The 18,501-nt window shown below is 58.7% G+C and carries 15 protein-coding genes; 11 read left to right on the top strand and 4 right to left on the bottom strand.

All coding sequences use genetic code 11. The features are described 5' to 3' along the window. Window positions 1–193, bottom strand: a 193-nt coding sequence (locus tag F591_RS31620) for a transposase (RefSeq protein ID WP_211217609.1), incomplete at its 3' end; no start/stop codon positions are given. Between the two features lie 591 nt (window positions 194–784). On the opposite strand from F591_RS31620, the gene F591_RS0119895 reads away from it, so the two are divergent. From F591_RS0119895 to F591_RS0119870, 6 genes are all read left to right on the top strand, one after another. After that, complete coding sequence (locus F591_RS0119895) at window positions 785–1,813, top strand: glycoside hydrolase family protein (protein ID WP_019536375.1); 1,029 nt, start codon at window positions 785–787, stop codon at window positions 1,811–1,813. Between the two features lie 19 nt (window positions 1,814–1,832). Continuing rightward, window positions 1,833–2,840, top strand: coding sequence for a Gfo/Idh/MocA family protein (locus tag F591_RS0119890; protein ID WP_019536374.1), 1,008 nt, complete (start codon window positions 1,833–1,835; stop codon window positions 2,838–2,840). Then, entirely contained in the window at window positions 2,837–5,038 is a 2,202-nt protein-coding gene (locus F591_RS0119885) for a TIM-barrel domain-containing protein (RefSeq protein ID WP_019536373.1), read from the top strand. The genes F591_RS0119890 and F591_RS0119885 overlap by 4 nt, the downstream gene beginning before the upstream one ends. A 408-nt stretch (window positions 5,039–5,446) precedes the next feature. Then, window positions 5,447–5,806 carry a cupin domain-containing protein gene (locus tag F591_RS0119880; RefSeq protein ID WP_019536372.1) on the top strand — a complete coding sequence of 120 codons (360 nt, stop codon included), beginning with the start codon at window positions 5,447–5,449 and terminating at the stop codon, window positions 5,804–5,806. Between the two features lie 556 nt (window positions 5,807–6,362). Beyond that, entirely contained in the window at window positions 6,363–7,685 is a 1,323-nt protein-coding gene (locus F591_RS0119875) for an ABC transporter substrate-binding protein (RefSeq protein WP_019536371.1), read from the top strand. Window positions 7,686–7,708: 23 nt separating this feature from the next. Then, window positions 7,709–9,043, top strand: coding sequence for an ABC transporter substrate-binding protein (locus F591_RS0119870; RefSeq protein WP_019536370.1), 1,335 nt, complete (start codon window positions 7,709–7,711; stop codon window positions 9,041–9,043). A gap of 210 nt (window positions 9,044–9,253) precedes the next feature. Here the strand turns inward: F591_RS0119870 and F591_RS0119865 are convergent, their stop codons facing one another. The 3 genes from F591_RS0119865 to F591_RS29700 form a co-directional block, all read right to left on the bottom strand. Continuing rightward, on the bottom strand, window positions 9,254–10,906 hold the full coding sequence (locus F591_RS0119865; RefSeq protein ID WP_019536369.1) for an ABC transporter substrate-binding protein: 1,653 nt from the start codon (window positions 10,904–10,906) through the stop codon (window positions 9,254–9,256). Window positions 10,907–10,958: 52 nt separating this feature from the next. After that, window positions 10,959–11,930: an agmatinase gene (gene speB / locus F591_RS0119860; protein WP_019536368.1), complete on the bottom strand. Its 972-nt coding sequence runs from the start codon at window positions 11,928–11,930 to the stop codon at window positions 10,959–10,961. Window positions 11,931–12,242: 312 nt separating this feature from the next. Then, entirely contained in the window at window positions 12,243–12,821 is a 579-nt protein-coding gene (locus F591_RS29700; RefSeq protein WP_019536367.1) for an ANTAR domain-containing response regulator, read from the bottom strand. A gap of 353 nt (window positions 12,822–13,174) precedes the next feature. Between F591_RS29700 and F591_RS0119850 the strand changes: the two genes are divergently transcribed. From F591_RS0119850 to F591_RS0119830, 5 genes are read left to right on the top strand one after another with little or no spacing between them, the layout of a single operon-like run. Beyond that, a complete protein-coding gene (locus tag F591_RS0119850) occupies window positions 13,175–14,179 on the top strand; it encodes an ABC transporter ATP-binding protein (protein WP_019536366.1) in 1,005 nt (334 codons plus the stop codon). 18 nt (window positions 14,180–14,197) lie between these two features. Then, window positions 14,198–15,196 carry an ABC transporter ATP-binding protein gene (locus tag F591_RS0119845; RefSeq protein ID WP_019536365.1) on the top strand — a complete coding sequence of 333 codons (999 nt, stop codon included), beginning with the start codon at window positions 14,198–14,200 and terminating at the stop codon, window positions 15,194–15,196. Window positions 15,197–15,254: 58 nt separating this feature from the next. After that, a complete protein-coding gene (locus tag F591_RS0119840) occupies window positions 15,255–16,205 on the top strand; it encodes an ABC transporter permease (protein ID WP_019536364.1) in 951 nt (316 codons plus the stop codon). A gap of 32 nt (window positions 16,206–16,237) precedes the next feature. Next, a complete protein-coding gene (gene opp4C / locus F591_RS0119835) occupies window positions 16,238–17,164 on the top strand; it encodes an oligopeptide ABC transporter permease (RefSeq protein WP_019536363.1) in 927 nt (308 codons plus the stop codon). Window positions 17,165–17,215: 51 nt separating this feature from the next. Continuing rightward, complete coding sequence (locus F591_RS0119830; protein ID WP_019536362.1) at window positions 17,216–18,478, top strand: MFS transporter; 1,263 nt, start codon at window positions 17,216–17,218, stop codon at window positions 18,476–18,478. Window positions 18,479–18,501: the final 23 nt, after the last annotated feature.

Raw genomic sequence — 18,501 nt, 5'->3', positions numbered from 1 at the left:
CGTCAATTTTACCATAACGGGTATCCAAAGTGCGTTCATAGTAGCCATTGCGGCTGTTCCGCTGATCAGGTTGCTCAACTTGAAGGAAGTTGCTGAGTTCTTCTTTCATGAGGAGCTCAATCTTCTCTTGAACAAAGTTCTTCACAAGATTTTCAAGTAGATCTGGGAGGCCTAATTCGTGTACAGTAGTCATGAGTAGGGTTCCATCCTTTCAGGTGACTTCGCAATCTCTGAGGATACCCTACTTTTTTGTCGCCTGGAAGGCTCCAAATCATGGTACACAAACAATTGTACATCATCATTTTTTCCGGGAATAGAGCTGAATTTCGTGCTTATTCAAGCGTTTCCTCCATCAGAGAGGGGAGCGGCCAAGTGGTCAGTGAAGATAGTTGCCAAAGAGGGGAGCGGCTCCAGTGAGCCCGGCAGCTTGACCGCGAGTCTCCGTCGGCGCAGGAAGGGGGAGAAGCTTGACCTCCTTTTCCCTCCCAGGACAGCAGTATCGCCAAGCGCATCGATTATGTTACAGACGCCGCAAGGAGCCTTTCTTCGTTGCTTAGGAAATGATGCAAAGCCAATTTCTAGGGATAGCGGGGGCTTCCCCGGAAGGGGATTTGTTGTGCCCGGAAATCTTAATATAATACAAATCTTTTATAACTTTATCCATCCCCTTTGGGCGATTATCGTACTATAATAAGTGGAAGTGCGCACGTCCGGGAGACGTGGCGACAAATACAGGTCTCTGCGGGGAAGAAAGCATACCTGGTCATAAGGAGGGCTCGCGCTCATGGCAAGAAGCTTGGCGGATCGCTTGCTGCCCGCTCCCAGAAACGGCGGGTTTCGCATGGAAGGATATTGGGTGTGGTGCGGATCGGTCGTTCAGGGAGAGGACGGACGCTTTCATATGTTTGCCTCGCGCTGGCCGAAATGGCTGCCGATGCATCCCGGCTGGCTGGTGGCGTCGGAAATCGTCCGCGCTGCCGCCGATACGCCGGAAGGGCCGTACGAGTTCCAGGAGGTTGTTTTACCGGCAAGGGGAGCCGAGTATTGGGACGGGCGCAGCACCCATAATCCGCATATCAAAAAAATCGGCGGCACCTATGTGCTCTATTATATGGGCTCGACGCACCCCTTCGCCGATGTGCAGCCGGGTGAAGCCTACGGGCTGGATGATCCCCGCTGCATCGCGGCCCGGGCGAACAAAAGGGTCGGCATCGCCACCTCGCGCAGCGTGTTCGGACCGTGGGAGCGCAGTGACGCGCCGATCCTGCCGACGCGGCCGGGGAAGTTCGACAGCTTCCTGACCTCCAATCCCGCGCCTTGCGTGCATGAAGACGGCTCCATTCTGCTGATATATAAAGCGCGAAAATACGAGGGACATACGCACGGGCAGATGACGATCGGGGTCGCGGGGGCGGACAGCTTCGAAGGACCTTATCGGGTGCTGAGCGACGAGCCGGTGTTTCCTCCGGAGCGTTTTCACATTGAGGACCCGTTCATTTGGAAAACGGAATATGGGTACGAGCTGATCGCCAAGGATATGGAAGGAACGCTGTGCGGCGAGAAGCATGCCGGCATTCACGCCTGTTCCGCCGACGGCCGAAGCTGGCGCTTGTTCGAGCAGCCGAAGGCGTACTCCCGCCGGGTGACCTGGGACGACGGCGAGGTGCAGCTGATGGGCAATCTGGAGCGGCCCTTCCTGCTGTTTCAGAACGGCCGGCCGACTCATCTGTTCGCCGCGACGGCGGACGGCTCGGGCGGCTTCCGCAACGCATCGAACACGTGGAATATGGTCATCCCGATCGCGCCGGAATGAGAGAGGAGAGGATCGTACGTTGAAAGCGATATTGGTCGGGCTCGGCGCTGCGGGCTATGGCTGGTACAAGCGGTTGAAATCGCGCGGGCTGCTGGCGGCTGTTGTGGAAACGGACGTTTCGATGAAGGCGAAGCTGGAGGGCGATCCGTGCCCTTTTTACACGTCGCTGGAGGAAGCGCTGGATAAGGAGGAGGCGGATTTTCTGGTCAACGTGACGCCGCCGCAGGCGCATACAGCGATCAACCAAGCGGCTTTCGACCGAAGGCTGCCGGTGCTGTGCGAGAAGCCGATCTCCTTCGATTACGGGGAATCGGTGCAGGTCGTGCAGCGGGCGGCGCGGGAGGGCATTCCGTTCATGATCGCCGAGAATTACCGCCGGTTTCCCTACATCCGCCGATTGAAGCGGCTGCTGGACGAAGGCGCGATCGGCAGGACGGCGTCGATCGAGGTCCGGTTTCACCGCTACCATCAGGTGCAGCGCCGCTACACGGTCAGCCTGCTGGACGATATCGGTGTCCATCACTTCGACCTGATCCGCTATTTGGCCGGCGCCGAGGGGACTAGGGTGACTGCCCGGCTGTACAGTCCGCTGAACGGCTGGGAGGAGCCGGGCGCCGTGCTCAGCGCGGACGCCTGGATGGAGCTCGAGGGCGGCATTCGCGCGGCGTATTCCGGCACGATCGCTTCCCGCTGCAGACCGACGCCCTGGTGCGGACAGCTGCGGATCGAGGGGAGCGAGGGCGCCCTGGAGCTGATCGACCAGGCGATTCATTGGCACCGCGGCGGCCGGACGGAGGTCTACGACGATCACAGCTCCGTTGAGGCGCCGGATGCCCTGGCCGAATTTGTCGCTTCGCTTGCAGAGCGGCGGGAGCCCGAATCGAGTGGAAGCGATTACTTGCGCACGCAGGCTCTTGTGCACTATGCCAAGCTGTCGAACGAGCAGGGGCGGCAGGTCGATGTGATTTTGCCCAGTATGACGGAAAGAACGCAAGGCAAACCGCAAAAGGGTGGGGTGACGCCATGAACGGCTTGAATTGGCAGCGGCAGGCGGCGGGAGTGTGGCATGCGCCCGTCGGGCAGCCTTCGGCATTATCGCCGCTTGCATGGATGAGGCAGGAACCGAGGCATGAGGCGCTGCAGCGGCTCGGCGAGGCGGAGCTGCCGCTTCGCCTGGAGGAAGAGGTGCGCGTGGAGCGCGTCGGCGCCATGCTGGTGCTTTCTTTCCCGCTGACAGAGCAGGAGGCCGTGTACGGCCTCGGGCTGCAGTTCATGCGCATGAATCAGCGGGGACGAACGAGGTTTCTGCGGGTTAACAGCGATCCGAAGCAGGATACGGGAGAAACCCATGCGCCGGTGCCGTTCTTTGTGACGGACCGGGGCTACGGCGTGCTGATCGACACGTCGCGCATCGTGAGCGTTCACTGCGGCTCGACGGTGCGCCTGGAGGACACCCGGCCTGAGGCGGCGCTCGACCGCAATACGGATTCGGGCTGGACGGCAACGCCGCTGTCGGGCCGGATCGAGGTGCGGCTGCCGGAGGAAGGGGCGAACGTCTATGTCTTCGGCGGCCCTTCGGCAGCGAAGGCGGTGAGCCGGTACAATCTGTTCTGCGGCGGGGGCGTCCTGCCGCCCAAATGGGGCCTCGGCTTCTGGCATCGCGTTCCGAAGCTGTACACGGATAAGGAGACGATTGCGGAGGCGCGGGAATTCCGCGAGCGCGGCATTCCTTGCGACGTGATCGGCCTTGAGCCGGGTTGGCACAGCCGAAGCTATCCCGTCACTTACGAGTGGGACGGGGAACGATTCCCCGACCCGGCCGGGTTCGTGCGCGAGCTGGCGGAGCAGGGGTTCCGCGTCAATCTGTGGGAGCATCCTTACGTCTCTCCGGGCGCGGCCATCTACGAGCCGCTCAAGCCGCTCTCGGGAAGCCATACTGTGTGGGGAGGCTTGGCGCCGGATTACACGCTCGAGGCCGCGCAGGCGCTGTATGTCCGCCAGCATGAGGAGAAGCATGTCGAGATCGGCGTATCCGGCTACAAGCTCGACGAGTGCGACGGCAGCGAGCTGACGAACCATTCGTGGATGTTCCCGGCCCATGCCAGCTTCCCTTCCGGCAGCGACGGCGAGCAGATGCGCCAAATGTACGGGCTGCTGTTTCAGAAAATGACGACAGATCTGTACCGGAAGCATAACCGAAGGACGTACGGTCTGGTGCGCGCCTCGAACGCAGCCGCTTCGACGATGCCGTATGTGCTCTATTCGGATTTGTACGACCATAAGCAGTTCGTGCGGGCGCTGTGCAATGCCTCCTTCGGCGGCCTCTTGTGGACGCCGGAGGTGCGCAAAGCCGGCAGCGGCGAGGAATGGATACGCCGAATGCAGGCGGTATGCTTCTCCCCGATGGCGATGCTCAATGCGTGGGGCGACGGCACGAAGCCGTGGTCATTCCCGGAGGCCGAGCCGGTCATTCGCCATTATATCGAGCTGCGCATGAGGCTGCTGCCCTACCTGTATACGGCGTTCGCGCGGTACCGCTTCGAAGGGCTGCCGCCGTTCCGGGCGATGCCGCTGGCCTTTGACAGCGCGGAGCAGTACCGCGCCGCAGCGTCGGCGAAGGGCCCGGAGCAGTACCGCGCCGTTTCGGCCTCGAGGGGCGCGGAGCAAAATCGCGCCGCGGCGGCGATGGGCCCGGAGGCCGAGGAAGTGCTGAATACGACGGACGCCGCCTACGGGAAGCGGAAGACGAGGGAATGGGACGACCAATTCCTGATGGGCGACGATCTGCTGGTCGCTCCCGTGTTCGCGGGCGAGCGGGAGCGGGACGTGCTGCTGCCGCCGGGCGCGTGGTACGGCCTGGAAACCGGCGTGCGCTACGAGGGAGGGCGCATCGTCCGCGTGGAGGCGCCGATGGAGCGGATTCCGCTCTTTGTCCGCGAGGGGGCGGTCATCCCGACAATGCCGGCAAGGCCGCATGCGCCGAAGGCGGGGGAGCGGACTCCGCTGGAATGGCTTCATTTTGGCCAGGCGCCGGGCCGCGGCTTGCTGTACGACGACGACGGGGAGACGTACGATTACGAGCAGGGACGCTGCCTCTGGCAGCGCGCGGAGGTCGCGGCAGGCGCCGATGGAGTCCTCCGCGGCCGGATCGTGGAGGAAAACGCGGGGGCGGCCTCGTCTTACAGCGACGTCACCTGGAGGCTCGGACTGACGAAGCTCGGCTGAGCGGTCTAATCAATACCGCTGGCGCGGCAGCGGTATTTGCATTGCCTGAACGATAACGGGAGGCGGACGCTGGCAGGACGATCCGGGAAAATCGTAAAGCCGATCCTAACGGACCCTGGCGCCGTTATTTCGATGAAATCAACCGTTTTTAAAATGCAACGGACATATCAGACCTTATTTGGCATGGATATGCACGTATTCGGCTTTTTCGGGCCGATAACGGTTCTCATGTCCGTTGCAAATTAAAACGGTGCCTTTTCGGGCAAATAAGAGCGTACATGTCCTTTAGCCTCCTTGCTATCGAATATGCCCACACCAACGCCGCGTTTTTTGAGGGGCAGGCTGTTAGCGCCCGGGCGGCGGCGCCCTCGATGTCTGCATCTGAATCCAAAGAAGGAGGAAACCCTCATGATCGTTCGCAACTATTTGAACGCCGAGTATACATATGGCAGCAGCCACAAGGGGAACGGCCAAGTCAAAAATGTAAAACTGTTCGAAAACGCCGACTTCGATTCGGCCCTGAGATTTTTCTATTACACGGAAATTCCGCCTCAAGCGTCCATCGGCTATCATCGGCACGGCCAGGACGAGGAGATTTACGTGATCATGGAAGGACGCGGCCGGATGACAGTCAACGGGGAAGTGCGCGAGGTCGGTCCGGGAGACGTGCTGCTCAATAAGCCCGGCTGGAGTCACGGACTGGAAAATCATACGGATGCGCCATTGCGCATTCTCGTCTTCGAGGCGGCCCTTCCCGAAGGCGATTGAGTGGAGATGTAGATCGGCCCTGCCCGAAGGCGATTGAGTGGAGATGCGCGGCCCTGCCCGAAGGTCATTGAGTGGAGATGTGCGGTGCTCCACGAAGGCGATTGAGTGGAGAGGTGCGGCGTACCCCGAAGGTCATTGAGCGAAGGTGTGCGGCGGTCCCGAAGGCTTGTCACGAAGCGGATAGTCGGTTCTGGAAATGTCTGCAAAAAAGATTGCGAAGATTCCGGGGGAGAGGGAGTGAAGGCCCTGATGCTTGCCCAGACCGCCCATCCGATAACGAAATCGTAAAAAAAGCAAGGTCAATCGTAATTAACCACAACTTTTCCCATGCTATAGTGAGGTAGGAGCCCGCTTCCGCCGAGACGGGCGAGCGATCACGGCGGAGCGGGCCGGAGCGCCAAAAGCTAGCGAGGGGAGACAGCTTTATTTCGCAAAATGTATGCGCTTTCTTAGTATGGTGGAAGGAGGTCATGCCTCTAAGTTAAGCGAATCGTACGAACAGGGACAGGACGTCGAATAACCCGGGTTATCGATCAAGCATTGAGGGGGAAGTAGGATGAACAAACACTCTTTATCCGCCTTGCTCGCGTGCTTTGCCATCGTGTTATCAAGCTGCAATGCCGGACCCGAAGCGCAGGGGGACGCCGCGAACGCAGAAGGAGAGCCGCAGCTCGGCGGCGATCCCGTCACCGTCAAAATTTTTGCCGGCACCGGGATGTTTTCGGATGAGGAGTTTGCGCGATTCCTTGCCGAGCCGGTCAAGAAGAAGTATCCGCACATTACCGTGGAACGGATCAATGCTGGCGGGCAGAAAATCCAGGAGCTGATCTCGGCCGGCGAAATTCCCGATATTTATGCCAGCTACCCCGGTCCGATGGGCAACGCGCTATCCGAATACAACATGCTGTACAACATCGAGCCTTTGATCAAGAAATACGGCTTCGACACGGGGCGCTTTTCCGACGAGGCGCTGGAGACGCTGAAGATTGCCGGCGGACAGCCGTTTTTGACGGGGCTTCCGGCTTACACGAACACGTTCGCGCTCTTTTACAACAAAGACCTCTTCGATAAATTCGGCGTGCCGTACCCGAAGGACGGGATGTTCTGGGACGAGGTAGCGGGCCTCGCCAGGCAGCTGAACCGGATGGATAACGGCGTTATGTACCGGGGCGTCTTTCCGGACGGGATCGGCCGGATTCAGCAGCAGCTGTCGATTCCTTTCGCCGATTTTACGGCCAACCGGTCGCTGGTGAATACCGAGCCGTGGAGAGAGGCTTTCGAAATTTGGGGCTCCCTGTTCAAAATGCCGGGGCTGACCGAAGGCGACTTCAAGGTGCCGAACGCCGGGAAGAACCAGGCCGCCTTCGCCGGAGGAACGCTGGCGATGATCGCCAGCCACAGCAACCTGCTGAACACGCTGAAGAAGACGGAAGGCCTGAACTGGGATATGGTCACCTATCCGCAGCACCGGAAAGCTCCCGGAATCGGTCAGCGGCTGGATTCGCCGATATTGTCGATTACGGAGCAGAGCGGGGTGAAGGATGCGGCCTTCCTCGTGCTGGACACCCTGCTATCTGATGAGGTGCAGACCGATCTGATGCGCAGCGGCCGGATGACGGTACTGAAGGACGAGCGGCTGAAGGGCGAGTTCGCCAAAGGGCTCGCGGAATTCGAGGGCAAAAACTTGTCCGCGATGACCCGGCTGAAGTTTGCCGTCATGACGCCGTTTCAGTACTTGCCGGACGGGGAGGTCGATAAAATTTTGGCCAAGGCGTTCAACGCCTATATCGTCGACGAGAAGGACCTCAACACAGCGCTTCGCGAAGCGGACGAAGAGATGAACAGGCTGATTCAAGACCGGCTTAGCCAGAAAAAATAACGGCAAGGGGGCTTGGCTGTCCTATGAATGGAAGACGAAACGGCATCGTCAGTCTTTGCGCGGCGCTGCTGTTGGCCGGGTGCACCGGCGCGGGCGGAGACGTGCCTTTGGCGGCGCAGGAAAGCGAGACAGCGGCCGCGATCGGCACGGAGCCGGTCACCGTAAAGTTTGCGACGAGCAGAGGGATTTTTACCGACGCGGAATTCCAGAAGTACGTGCAGGAGCCGCTGGCGAGGAAATATCCCCACATTGCCGTTCAATACATCAACACCTCGGAAAAAGGCTTCGGCATTGCGGAACTGGTGGCGGCCGGCGACATTCCGGACATTATCGTCGGATACGGCGGAACCCTCAAGCAATTGAAGGAGCTTCGGCTTCTGTCGAACATGGAGCCGCTCATCCAGAAGCATCAGTTTGACCTGAACCGGATCATCCCGGAGACGCTCAGCTATATTAAAGTGAACGCGGATACGAACTATTTGGGCGGACTGCCCGCGTTCAACAACACGTTCGGCCTGTTTTACAACAAATCGCTGTTCGACAAATTCGGGGTCTCCTATCCGCAGGACGGCATGACATGGGAAGAGGCGGGGGAGCTGGGCCGGCAGATGACGCGGATGAGCGACGGCGTTCAGTACCGCGGCTTTTATCCGGATAACGTCAACCGGATGATCAATCAGATCGTGCTTTATCAGCTGGATAAAAATAACGGCCACCGATCGACCTTGACCACGGACCCTTGGAAAGAAGCCTTCGAGCTGTGGAACCGCATTTACAACTATCCGGGCAATGCGGATCCGCCTTACGACACAATGTCGTTTGCGCCCAATCAGGAAGCGTTCCTGAAGGGAGAGCTGGCGATGCTCGCAGGCTCGAGCTCGACGCTGCTGGCATTGCGCCAGGCCAAGGAGATGAGCTGGGACGTGGTCACCTACCCGCAGCATAAGAACAATATGGGCTACAGCACGAATGTCGATACGCCGAATATGTCCATCACCGAGCAAAGCCAGGTGAAGGATGCGGCCTTTCAGGTCATCGAGACCGTGTTGTCGGACGAAGTCCAGCTGGAGCTTGCCCGGAACGCCAAAATGTCGGTGCTCGCAAGCGAAATCGTCAAGCAGGAATATGGCAGAGGAATCCCGGAATTTGCCGGCAAGACGCTGAATCTGACCAGCATGGTGAAGCTGAAGCCCTCCGTCCCAAGCATCTCCAAATACCAGGGAAGCGACACCAACAAAATTGTGCTGGACGCCTTCGACCTTGTGCTGAAGAAAGAAAAGGATATCAATACGGCGCTCCGCGAAGCCGACGAGCAGCTTACGAAGCTCGTGGAGTCCAAGAAGCGGAACGATCCGTAGGAACGCCCCATGTGCGAAAATAAGAGCGAAAAGCCACCATATTCGAGCTGCCCGCAACTGGGATGGATCGATTTCATCGAGACAAGCATGATCGGTCTTATTTTGGCGCTGCGCTGATTTTTTGCTGGGGATAAGCACGAAAAATTCATGCTTAAAGCCGGATGCAAACAGGCTGGCCTCGTACGGGCCAGCCTGCTTCGCGGGACGGATTTACCGGATCGACCACTCATGCACATCGTAATGCATGCCGTAGATCGTGCCGCCGCGTCCTTCGATCGCCTTGTTCAGGGCGATCAAATTTTTCTCCGAATAGATCGTAATGAGCGGAACGTCCTCCTGAATGAGGTTTTGCAGCTCCTTGTAGATCGCGAACCGCTTCTCCTTGTCCGTCTCCTTCATGCCGAGGGCGAACAGCTCGTCGACGCGCGGATTGTTGTAGCGCATATCGTTCAGCGCTGCGGTGGATTTGTACGTATTGCTCGGGCCGTCGGGATCGACCAAGGAGCCGAAGCTGGAGATGAACAGGTCGAATTCGCCTTTGACCGCCCGCTGAACCGCCGTGGCAAAATCGAAGTTGACCTGCTTTACCTTGACGCCGACCGCTTCGAGATTTTGCTGAACGATGTTGCCCGCCATCTCCCGAACGGCGTCTCCCGTCGGCACGATGAACTCCAGCACCCTGCTCGAATCCCAGCCGGCTTCCTGAAGCAGCTGCTTCGCTTTCTCCGGATCGTAGTCATACTTCAAAATATCCTTGTCGTGGTAAGGATGGCTGTTGGAATAAGGCCCGTCCTGAATTTCGCCGATGCCCTTCATCAGCTGGTTCACGATCGCTTCGCGATTGATTGCGTAAGCCATCGCCTGACGCACCTTCTTATCCGGAATGCGCGTCGTGTTGATCTCGATCGAATTATACCGGCGCGTCGGCTCCTCCATCGTCTGGATATGGCCCATCTTCTTGATCGTTTCCCATTCCTTCGGCGGGATATTGCCCGGCCCTTGTCCGGCGTTCATGTCGATCTCCTGCGATTGCAGCTGGGCGACCATATTGGCGGCCGGCATCACTTTGACGACGACCTCCTGAATCGAGGGAGCCCCGCGGTAATAATTAGGGTTGGCCGTCAGCTGGACAACGTTGTTGTCGAATTTGCCGAAGACATAAGGTCCGCTGGTGACGGCAGGATTTTTCCAGAACGCATGGCTGTTGAGACTCGCGGGGTCGGCATTCTCCAGCACATGCTTCGGCAGAATGTGAAATTCGCTCAGCCGCTCCTGGATCAGATTCGGATCGACCGGACTCGCGGTTACGAGCTCGAACGTTTTATCGTCGATCACCTTCACGCCGCTCAGCTTGCTGACGCCTTCGGGCAGCCGGCTCTTGTCGTTCAGCCCTTCCAGGAAGGCGATATTGGCGCGAACGGTGGACAGCGTCTTCGGGTTGGCCACCAGGTTGGCGGTAAATTCGAAGTCGTAGGCGGTGACCGGCTTGCCGTCCGTCCATTGAGCGTCCTTGTTCAGCTTCACCACGTAGGTGCGGTCGTCCTTCTGCTCGAACGATTCCGCGAGCTGCAGCTTGAATTCCAGGGGGGCTGTCATCTTGAACAGCGTATCGAACAAATAACGGTTGACGAAGACGGCGGCATTGGAGCCGGAGGCGTCGGTGTCGACCGGGTTGAACATGAGCGGCGGGTTGGTCATGCCGATCGTGATCCGGTTCGGATGCTGGGACGGGGCTGCCGATTCGGGAGCAGCTCCCGGGGAATTGCCCGCACCTCCGGCAGGGCTTTGGCTGCATGCCGCAGCCAAAGCCAGGATGCCGGCCAGCACGATGGCGGCAAGTGGTCTTCGGGTCGATCGATTCATGCTTGTGCCCCCTCGTTAGGTTGATGTCGCGAATGAGTCAGGATGAGCAGGCTTAGCCGAGAACGGCCGATTCCGCTTCCTTGCGGCTGCGCCGGTTCAGCGCGAGCAGCGTGATGAATTCGAAGACGATGTTGGCCGCATTCAAGGAGGTGACCTTGGTCAAATCGCGGTCGGGCAGCACCTCCACCAGGTCGAAGCCGATCAGATTAAGTCCGGCCAGCCCCCGCAGCATTTGCTGCGCCTCGTAGGTCGTGAAGCCGCCGACCTCGGGCGTGCCGGTGCCGGGAGCGAAGACGGGATCGAGGAAATCGATGTCGAAGGTGAGGAACACCGGATTATCGCCGACGCGCTGCTTGATTCGTTCGCACAACTCCGGGATGGACAGCTTTTTCGCATCGTCGGTGGACAGCACCTCATACCCGAGCGCTCTGGACTCGTCGAGCGCGTTCAGGGCGAAGGGAGTGCCCCTCATGCCGATCTGAATCGAAGTTGCGGCGTTGATCAGCCCTTCCTCGGCCGCATACCGGAACATCGTGCCGTGGGAATGCTTTTTGCGCTCGTCCATGCTTTTGCCGGTATCGGTGTGGGAGTCAAAATGAACGAGGCTGACGGGGCCGTACGTGTTGGCGGCCGCCTTCACATGCGGATAAGAGATAGAATGGTCGCCGCCGAGCATAATCGGCACGATGCCTTTGGCGAAGATCGGATTCAGCTGCTCCTCGATGGCCTCGTAGGAGTAGTCGATGTACCCGGGATGCACCTTCAGGTCGCCGTAATCGATGCCGGACAAGTACTCCGACGTATCGATGTTCATCGCTGTGCTGATCGGGCGTATTCGCTGGGACATTTCGCGGATGGACGCCGGGCCGAAGCGGGTGCCGACGGCATAGCTGACGCCGGTGTCGAACGGCACGCCGATGACCGCGTAATCCACGTTGTCCAGCTCTTTCACATACGGGAGATGCATGAAGGTGCGGATGCCGGAGAACAGCGGCACTCCTTTTTCGATTAATGGACGATACATAAGAACCACTCCTTTGGATGAATAGGATAAAAATACAGAAAGCCGCCTTCTCGCTGTATGGACAGGAAAAGACGGCTTCATTGCCGATTCACGGGTTTGGCGCCATTGACAAACCGGAATTCGATATTCGCTTGTTTATGTCACATACTGTAACATGCAGCCAACGCACTCGTCAACCTAAAAATTTGCCGCTGCTTCGGTGACATCGCAGATCGCTTGAAAATGCCGCTTCATAAGTGAGCACGCCGTCAGGATGCGAGAGAACGCCGCGGGGATAACGGACAAAGAACGGCGGAATGGGGCGGGGACGCCTTAATCGCTGGCCGGCCGGCGATCCATCAAGGGGCCGTACAGATCGACGATGGAGCCGCTGATGGCGGCCATTTTCTTGCGCTCTTTCATCGCTTTGCTGCGCAAATACTGGAACGCTTCCTCTTCCGACATTCCCGTCGTGCGGACGAGGATGCCTTTGGCCCGTTCGATCAGCTTGCGTTCCTCCAGCTTCTCCTGCAGCTGCTTCACCTGCCGCAGCACCGACACCCGGTTCTCGTAATTGTTGAAGCCGACGACAAGCGCCCACTGCAGCTCGGCCGGGCTCATGCCGTCCGTAAGGACGCCCTCGATCTGATGCTGGATGCCGGCGTGAAAATGGGGGTTTTGACACCACCACCACAGAGGCAGGGAGTAGCTGGCGGACAGCAGAGCGAGCCGCAGGTTAAGCTCCCGTTCGGTCGAACAGAGAATGACCCCGTCCAGGCCGCTGTCCTGCTTGGGAAGATCCTTGGCCATGAACACGGACAATACGTCGAGGCCGATGGCATTCAGCTTGCCGATGGTACTGTCCGTAGGCTGATATGCAGTATCCGGGAAATACACCAGTACAGATTTCATTGGCACCAACACCTTACGAATGTGGATTTTGACTGCCCGATCCCCCTGTGCAGCGTCCAAGCAGCGATTAGGAATGTTATGTTATATATCATGTTACGTGAAATCGAATCAGTCAACTCCTTTTTTGCAAAAAAATATTGACGATCGAATAGGTTGGTGTTATGATTTGTGACATAAAAACTTCCGGTCGAGACCTTCCCGGTGAAGGCATTCTCGATCCAATCCAATACTATTTTCCGGTTTGTCAATGGAGCCAGACCGGATTCGGCAACGGAGCCGCTTTCTCTTGCAGCAGGAGAAGGCGGCTCTATGTATTTTTCGGCAGGCGCAGGCGCCAAGGAGGAGTGCAGATCATGAAACCATTGTTGGAAGTGGATCGTTTGCAGACCGCATTCCGGACCGAGCAGGGCGAAGTGACGTCCGTGGAAGAAGTATCGTTTCGCATCGGCCATGGAGAGACGGTCGCCGTCGTCGGCGAATCCGGCTGCGGCAAGAGCGTGACCTCGCTGTCTATTTTGAATCTGCTGGGGAAGAACGGCTATATCAAATCCGGCAAAATCACCTTCGAAAATAGGGAGCTGACCCGGCTGAATGCGGAGCAGCTGCGGCGGATCCGGGGCAAAGAGATCTCGATGATCTTTCAGGATCCGATGTCGTCGCTGAATCCGGTGCTGACGATCGGGAACCAGCTGACGGAGACGATTCTGCAGCACGAGGATGCGAGTCCGGGCGAGGCGAGAGAGCGGGCGGTCTATCTGCTGAAGCGGGTCGGCATCGCCCGCGCGGAGGCGATCGCGAAGCAGTATCCGCATTCGCTCTCCGGCGGCATGCGGCAGCGCGTCATGATTGCGATGGCGCTGGCCTGCAGGCCGAAGCTGCTCATTGCCGACGAGCCGACGACGGCGCTGGATGTGACGATCCAGGCGCAGATTCTCGCCTTGATCAAAGAGCTGAAGGAGGAATTTCGCACCTCCATCATGCTGATCACCCACGATCTGGGCGTCGTCGCCGAAATGGCCGACCGGGTGCTCGTCATGTATGCCGGTCAAGTGGTGGAGGAGACCGACGTATACACGCTGTTCGAGGCGGCGCGGCATCCGTATACCCAGGGGCTGCTGTCGTCCATCCCGCACCTGGATAACCCGTCCGAGAAGCTGAGCAGCATTCCCGGCAGTGTGCCGTCGATCACCCAGATGCCCAAAGGCTGCCGCTTCCAGGACCGCTGCGCCTTGGCCGCAGACAAATGCCGCAGGGAGTGCCCTCCCTTGTTCCAGACAGAGAACGGACATCTGGTCCGCTGCTGGCTGGTGGAGGACGAGAAGCACTTGTCGGAGCTGAGCTCCTATGCCCTACACTGAGACAATGGAGGAAACCGTATGAGCGCTATTTTGCACAAAGCCCAAGTAAGCACAGATCCGATCCTGCGGCTGGAGCGGGTGAAAAAATATTATCCGATCAAAAAAGGCATCTTCTACAAAACGGCCGGTCATGTAAAGGCGGTGGACGGCGTCGACCTGATGGTGTTTCCGGGCGAGACGCTCGGCGTCGTCGGCGAATCCGGCTGCGGCAAATCGACCTTGGGCCGCAGCATCGTCCGGCTGGAGGAGCTGTCGGAAGGCTCCGTTTATTATAAAAATCATAACGTGCACCGGTTGTCCGAGAGGGATATGCGGAAAGTGCGCTCCGATCTGCAAATGATTTTTCAGGACCCGTATTCCTCGCTCAATCCGCGGAAGCGGGTGGGGGAGCTGCTGACGAAGCCGCTTATGGTGCATACGGATATGACGCAGGCGGAGGCGCTGAAGAAGGCGACCGAGCTGCTGGAGATCGTCGGCTTGTCCCGCCACGCCTTGTATAAATTTCCCCACGAATTTTCCGGCGGCCAGCGGCAGCGGGTCGGCATTGCCCGGGCGGTCATTTTGCAGCCGAAGCTCATCGTCTGCGACGAGCCGGTCTCGGCGCTGGACGTCTCGATCCAGGCGCAAATTTTGAATCTGCTGAAATCGCTGCAGAACAATTTTCAGCTGACGTATCTGTTCATCGCGCACGGGCTCGGCGCCGTCAAGTTCATGAGCGACCGGATCGCCGTCATGTATTTGGGCAAAATCGTCGAGCTGGCGAGAACGGAGGACATCTACCGCTCGCCCCGGCACCCCTATACGAAAGCGCTGCTCGACGCCTATCCGACGCCGAATCCGTGGAGCCGCTCGAAGGAGCGGATCATCCTGTCGGGCGATGTGCCCAACCCGGCGTCCCCGCCGGCCGGCTGCCGGTTTCACAACCGCTGCCCGCTGGCCCAGCCCCGCTGCCGGGAGGAGGAGCCTGCGCTTCAAGGGGGGCAGCGTCTTGTTGCCTGCCATTATCCGCTTTCTTGAGAAATCTCGATGGAAAAGCTGACGCTAAGGAACAATTCGACGTTGGGAGTGGATGGGGATGTTTTCCTATACGATGCGCCGGCTGCTTATTGCCGTACCTGTGTTAATCGGCGTAACCTTTTTGAATTTCTTTATTATTTATTTGGCCCCGGGCGATCCGGCCGATTTGTATGCGAACCCGGATTTGTCGGAGGCGGATAAGCTGCAGCGCAGAGAGGCGCTCGGCCTGAACGATCCGCTGCTGCTGCAATATGTGAAATGGCTCGGCCAGCTGCTCACAGGCAATTTGGGCATCTCCTTCAATTCGTTCCAGCCGGTGTCCCAGATGCTGGCCGAGCGTCTGGGGGCGACGCTGCTGCTGATGGGAACTGCCCTGATCATCGCCTATCTGATCGCCATTCCGCTTGGCATCATCAGCGCGATCAGGCAGTATTCCTGGCTTGACTACGTCGTGTCGACCGGCTCCTTCCTCGGCGTGTCGGTTCCCGGCTTTTTCCTGGGGCTCGGCGTCATCTATTTGTTCGGCGTAACGCTCGGCGTCCTGCCGACAGGCGGAATGAATACGATCGGCCGGGAAGGGGATTTTCTCGATACGCTCAAGCATCTGGTGCTGCCGGCCTTCACGCTCGGCGCTTCCATTGCCGGAGGCATGGTGCGCTACGTCCGCTCGAGCGTCATTGAAGTGCTGAACCAGGACTACCTGCGGACGGCGAGAGCGAAGGGGCTGCCGGAATGGAAGGTGATCAACAAGCACACCTTGAAAAATGCCCTCATTCCGATCATTACGGTAGCGGGCATGGACATTCCGATGCTGATCGGGGGAGCGGTCGTCACGGAGACTGTCTTTCAGTGGTCCGGCATGGGCCAGCTGACCATTCAGGCGATTTTGTCGAGAGATTATCCGGTGCTGATGGGCATTAACCTGGTCGCCGCCGTGGCGGTGCTGATCTCCAATCTGTGGGCGGATCTGATGTACGCGTTCGTCGATCCGCGCATCAAGTACAATTAAGCATCAAGTACAATGAAGAAGAAGGTGTTGCTATGCGTACGGTATCCTGGCAAGAACGGGTGGACAACAATAACATTCCCATTCGGGAAGAAATGGCGGGTCACGAAGACAACCGGCACGAGAGCTACCTGAAGGCCGTAGCCAAACAGTTCATGAAGCACAAGCTGGCCGTAGCGGGCCTCGTCCTGTTCGTCCTGCTGATTCTGATGGCGGCGTTCGCGCCGCTGCTTGCGCCTTACGATCCGAATATGATTCAGGACGAATTCAGCGCCCCGCCTTCGGCTCAGCATTGGCTGGGAACGGATCAGGTCGGACGGGATGTGCTCAGCCGGCTCATCTACGCCTCCCGCGTGTCGTTGTCCATCGGCCTCGGCTCGGTCGCCATCTATGTCGCGATCGGAACGGTCGTCGGCGCGGTCGCCGGCTACTACGGCGGCAAGGTGGATATGATTATCAACCGCATTATGGACATCTTCATGTCCTTTCCTTACCTGATGGTCATTCTCGTCCTGGTGACGATTATCGGCCCCGGCCTGTTCAATATCGTGCTCGTGCTCGGGCTGCTCGGCTGGCCTGCCGTCGCCCGTCTCGTCCGGGGCAGCGTGCTGTCGATCAAGCAGACGGAGTATGTCAAAGCGGCTCAGGCGCTCGGTCTCAGCAAGAGACAGATTATTTTTCAGGAGATCATGCCGAATGCGATGGGGCCTTTGCTCGTCAATGCGACCTTCGGTGCGGCAACGGCGATCTTGTCCGAATCGTCGCTCAGCTTTCTGGGGATGGGGGTGCAGCCGCCGACCGCGAGCTGGGGCAACATGCTGACCGCTGCCCAATCGATCACGACGCTGCAGAGCGAGCCGTGGCTGTGGATTCCTTCCGGCCTGATGATCGTCATTACCGTGCTCGTCATCAACTTCGTCGGCGACGGCATCCGCGATGCGCTGGATCCCAAAAGGAGGTAAACCGGAAAGTTCACCCCGTTTGGGACCAAATATAAAGGTGGAATTTCAAACATGAATCCCATGATAAAAAGATGGATGACCTTCTATAAGGCGTATCCGGCGGATGCGCTCTATTTTATGGCCGCAAGCTTTATGAACGCGACGGGGAAAGCGATTTTGTGGCCGCTGACCACCTTGTACGTGCACGAACAGCTTGGCCGCTCCTATGGGGAGGCGGGCATGGTGCTGCTGTTCCAGGCGCTCGCCGGCATTTTGGGCGAAATCGTCGGCGGCTCTCTCTATCACCGGCTTGGCCCGAAAACGCTGATCGTCGGCTCCATGGCGCTGTCTGCTGCGGGACTGGCCTCCGTCGTGGCGATCGACCATTACTGGACGTATGTCGGCGTCATCTGCGCCTACGGCTTCATGAACGGCATCGCCATTCCTTCTATTAATGCATATGTCGGCTTCCGCTGGAAGGAGCATCGGAGAAAGCTCTACAACGCCATCTATGTCGGCAACAACACGGGACTCGCCATCGGTGCGGCGGCAGGGGGGCTGATTGCCTCCGTCTCATTTCCGCTGACCTATGCCGTTACCTCTCTGACGACGCTTCTGTTCGCTGTCTTTCTGTTTTTCTTCATGAAGGCGCAGCCCGTCCCGGAGGCGCCGGCCGGCGCGGGAGGCACACTGGCGGACGCGGATGACAGCCGAAGCCATCTGCGAAATCTTACGAACTTCCGGGTCTATCTGTTCATCGGCCTGGGGGCGATGTTTTATTATGTTTCGTTCACACTGTGGAGCAACGGCATCGCGCCATATCTCACGGAAGAGGGATATCCCTTGACGATGTACAGCCTGCTGTGGACGATCAACGGGATCGTCATTTTCGCGGGCCAGCCGGTCATCGCGCTGATCAAGCATACGGTTGCCAAATCTTTGGTGTCCCAGATTGTCGCCAGCGCCCTCTGTTATACGGCGGGGATCGGGTTCATCCTGTTTTTTCATCAGTCGTACGCGTTCTTTGTCGTCGGGATGATCATCAGCACGATCGGCGAAATGCTGCTCTTGCCCGCGATCCCCACGTTTTTCTCGGAGCGCACGGGACGGGCGGCGCCGTTCTTCATGGGGCTGACCGGCGGCTTCGGCAATGTCGGGCGGATGACCGGGCCGACCATCTACGGCAACCTGTACGACCGCTGGGGCGTCACGCCGGTGCTGCTGGTCGGCGCCTGCGCCTCGCTGATCGCGCTCGTCTTCTTCCTGATTCACGCTTCCCTGCACAAAGGGGCGGAAGAACCGAAAGTGAACCGGCGGCGGGCGGTATCTTATTGAGAGGGCATGCGCGGGTCTCGTGC

It is taken from the genome of Paenibacillus ginsengihumi DSM 21568 (genome assembly GCF_000380965.1).
GTDB lineage: Bacteria > Bacillota > Bacilli > Paenibacillales > NBRC-103111 > Paenibacillus_G > Paenibacillus_G ginsengihumi.
The sequence above is the reverse complement of the archived record's forward strand: the minus strand, read 5'-3'. Positions and strand labels throughout refer to the sequence as shown.

What these genes read in the sequence shown, in the direction of transcription:
- F591_RS0119880 (WP_019536372.1), top strand. Translation starts at nt 5,447, where the DNA reads ATGATCGTTCGCAACTATTTGAACGCCGAGTATACATATGGCAGCAGC.
- F591_RS0119830 (WP_019536362.1), top strand. Translation starts at nt 17,216, where the DNA reads ATGAATCCCATGATAAAAAGATGGATGACCTTCTATAAGGCGTATCCG.
- F591_RS0119840 (WP_019536364.1), top strand. Translation starts at nt 15,255, where the DNA reads ATGTTTTCCTATACGATGCGCCGGCTGCTTATTGCCGTACCTGTGTTA.
- F591_RS0119850 (WP_019536366.1), top strand. Translation starts at nt 13,175, where the DNA reads ATGAAACCATTGTTGGAAGTGGATCGTTTGCAGACCGCATTCCGGACC.
- F591_RS0119895 (WP_019536375.1), top strand. Translation starts at nt 785, where the DNA reads ATGGCAAGAAGCTTGGCGGATCGCTTGCTGCCCGCTCCCAGAAACGGC.
- F591_RS0119845 (WP_019536365.1), top strand. Translation starts at nt 14,198, where the DNA reads ATGAGCGCTATTTTGCACAAAGCCCAAGTAAGCACAGATCCGATCCTG.
- F591_RS29700 (WP_019536367.1), bottom strand. Translation starts at nt 12,821, where the DNA reads ATGAAATCTGTACTGGTGTATTTCCCGGATACTGCATATCAGCCTACG.
- speB (WP_019536368.1), bottom strand. Translation starts at nt 11,930, where the DNA reads ATGTATCGTCCATTAATCGAAAAAGGAGTGCCGCTGTTCTCCGGCATC.
- F591_RS0119865 (WP_019536369.1), bottom strand. Translation starts at nt 10,906, where the DNA reads ATGAATCGATCGACCCGAAGACCACTTGCCGCCATCGTGCTGGCCGGC.
- F591_RS0119885 (WP_019536373.1), top strand. Translation starts at nt 2,837, where the DNA reads ATGAACGGCTTGAATTGGCAGCGGCAGGCGGCGGGAGTGTGGCATGCG.
- F591_RS0119870 (WP_019536370.1), top strand. Translation starts at nt 7,709, where the DNA reads ATGAATGGAAGACGAAACGGCATCGTCAGTCTTTGCGCGGCGCTGCTG.
- opp4C (WP_019536363.1), top strand. Translation starts at nt 16,238, where the DNA reads ATGCGTACGGTATCCTGGCAAGAACGGGTGGACAACAATAACATTCCC.
- F591_RS0119875 (WP_019536371.1), top strand. Translation starts at nt 6,363, where the DNA reads ATGAACAAACACTCTTTATCCGCCTTGCTCGCGTGCTTTGCCATCGTG.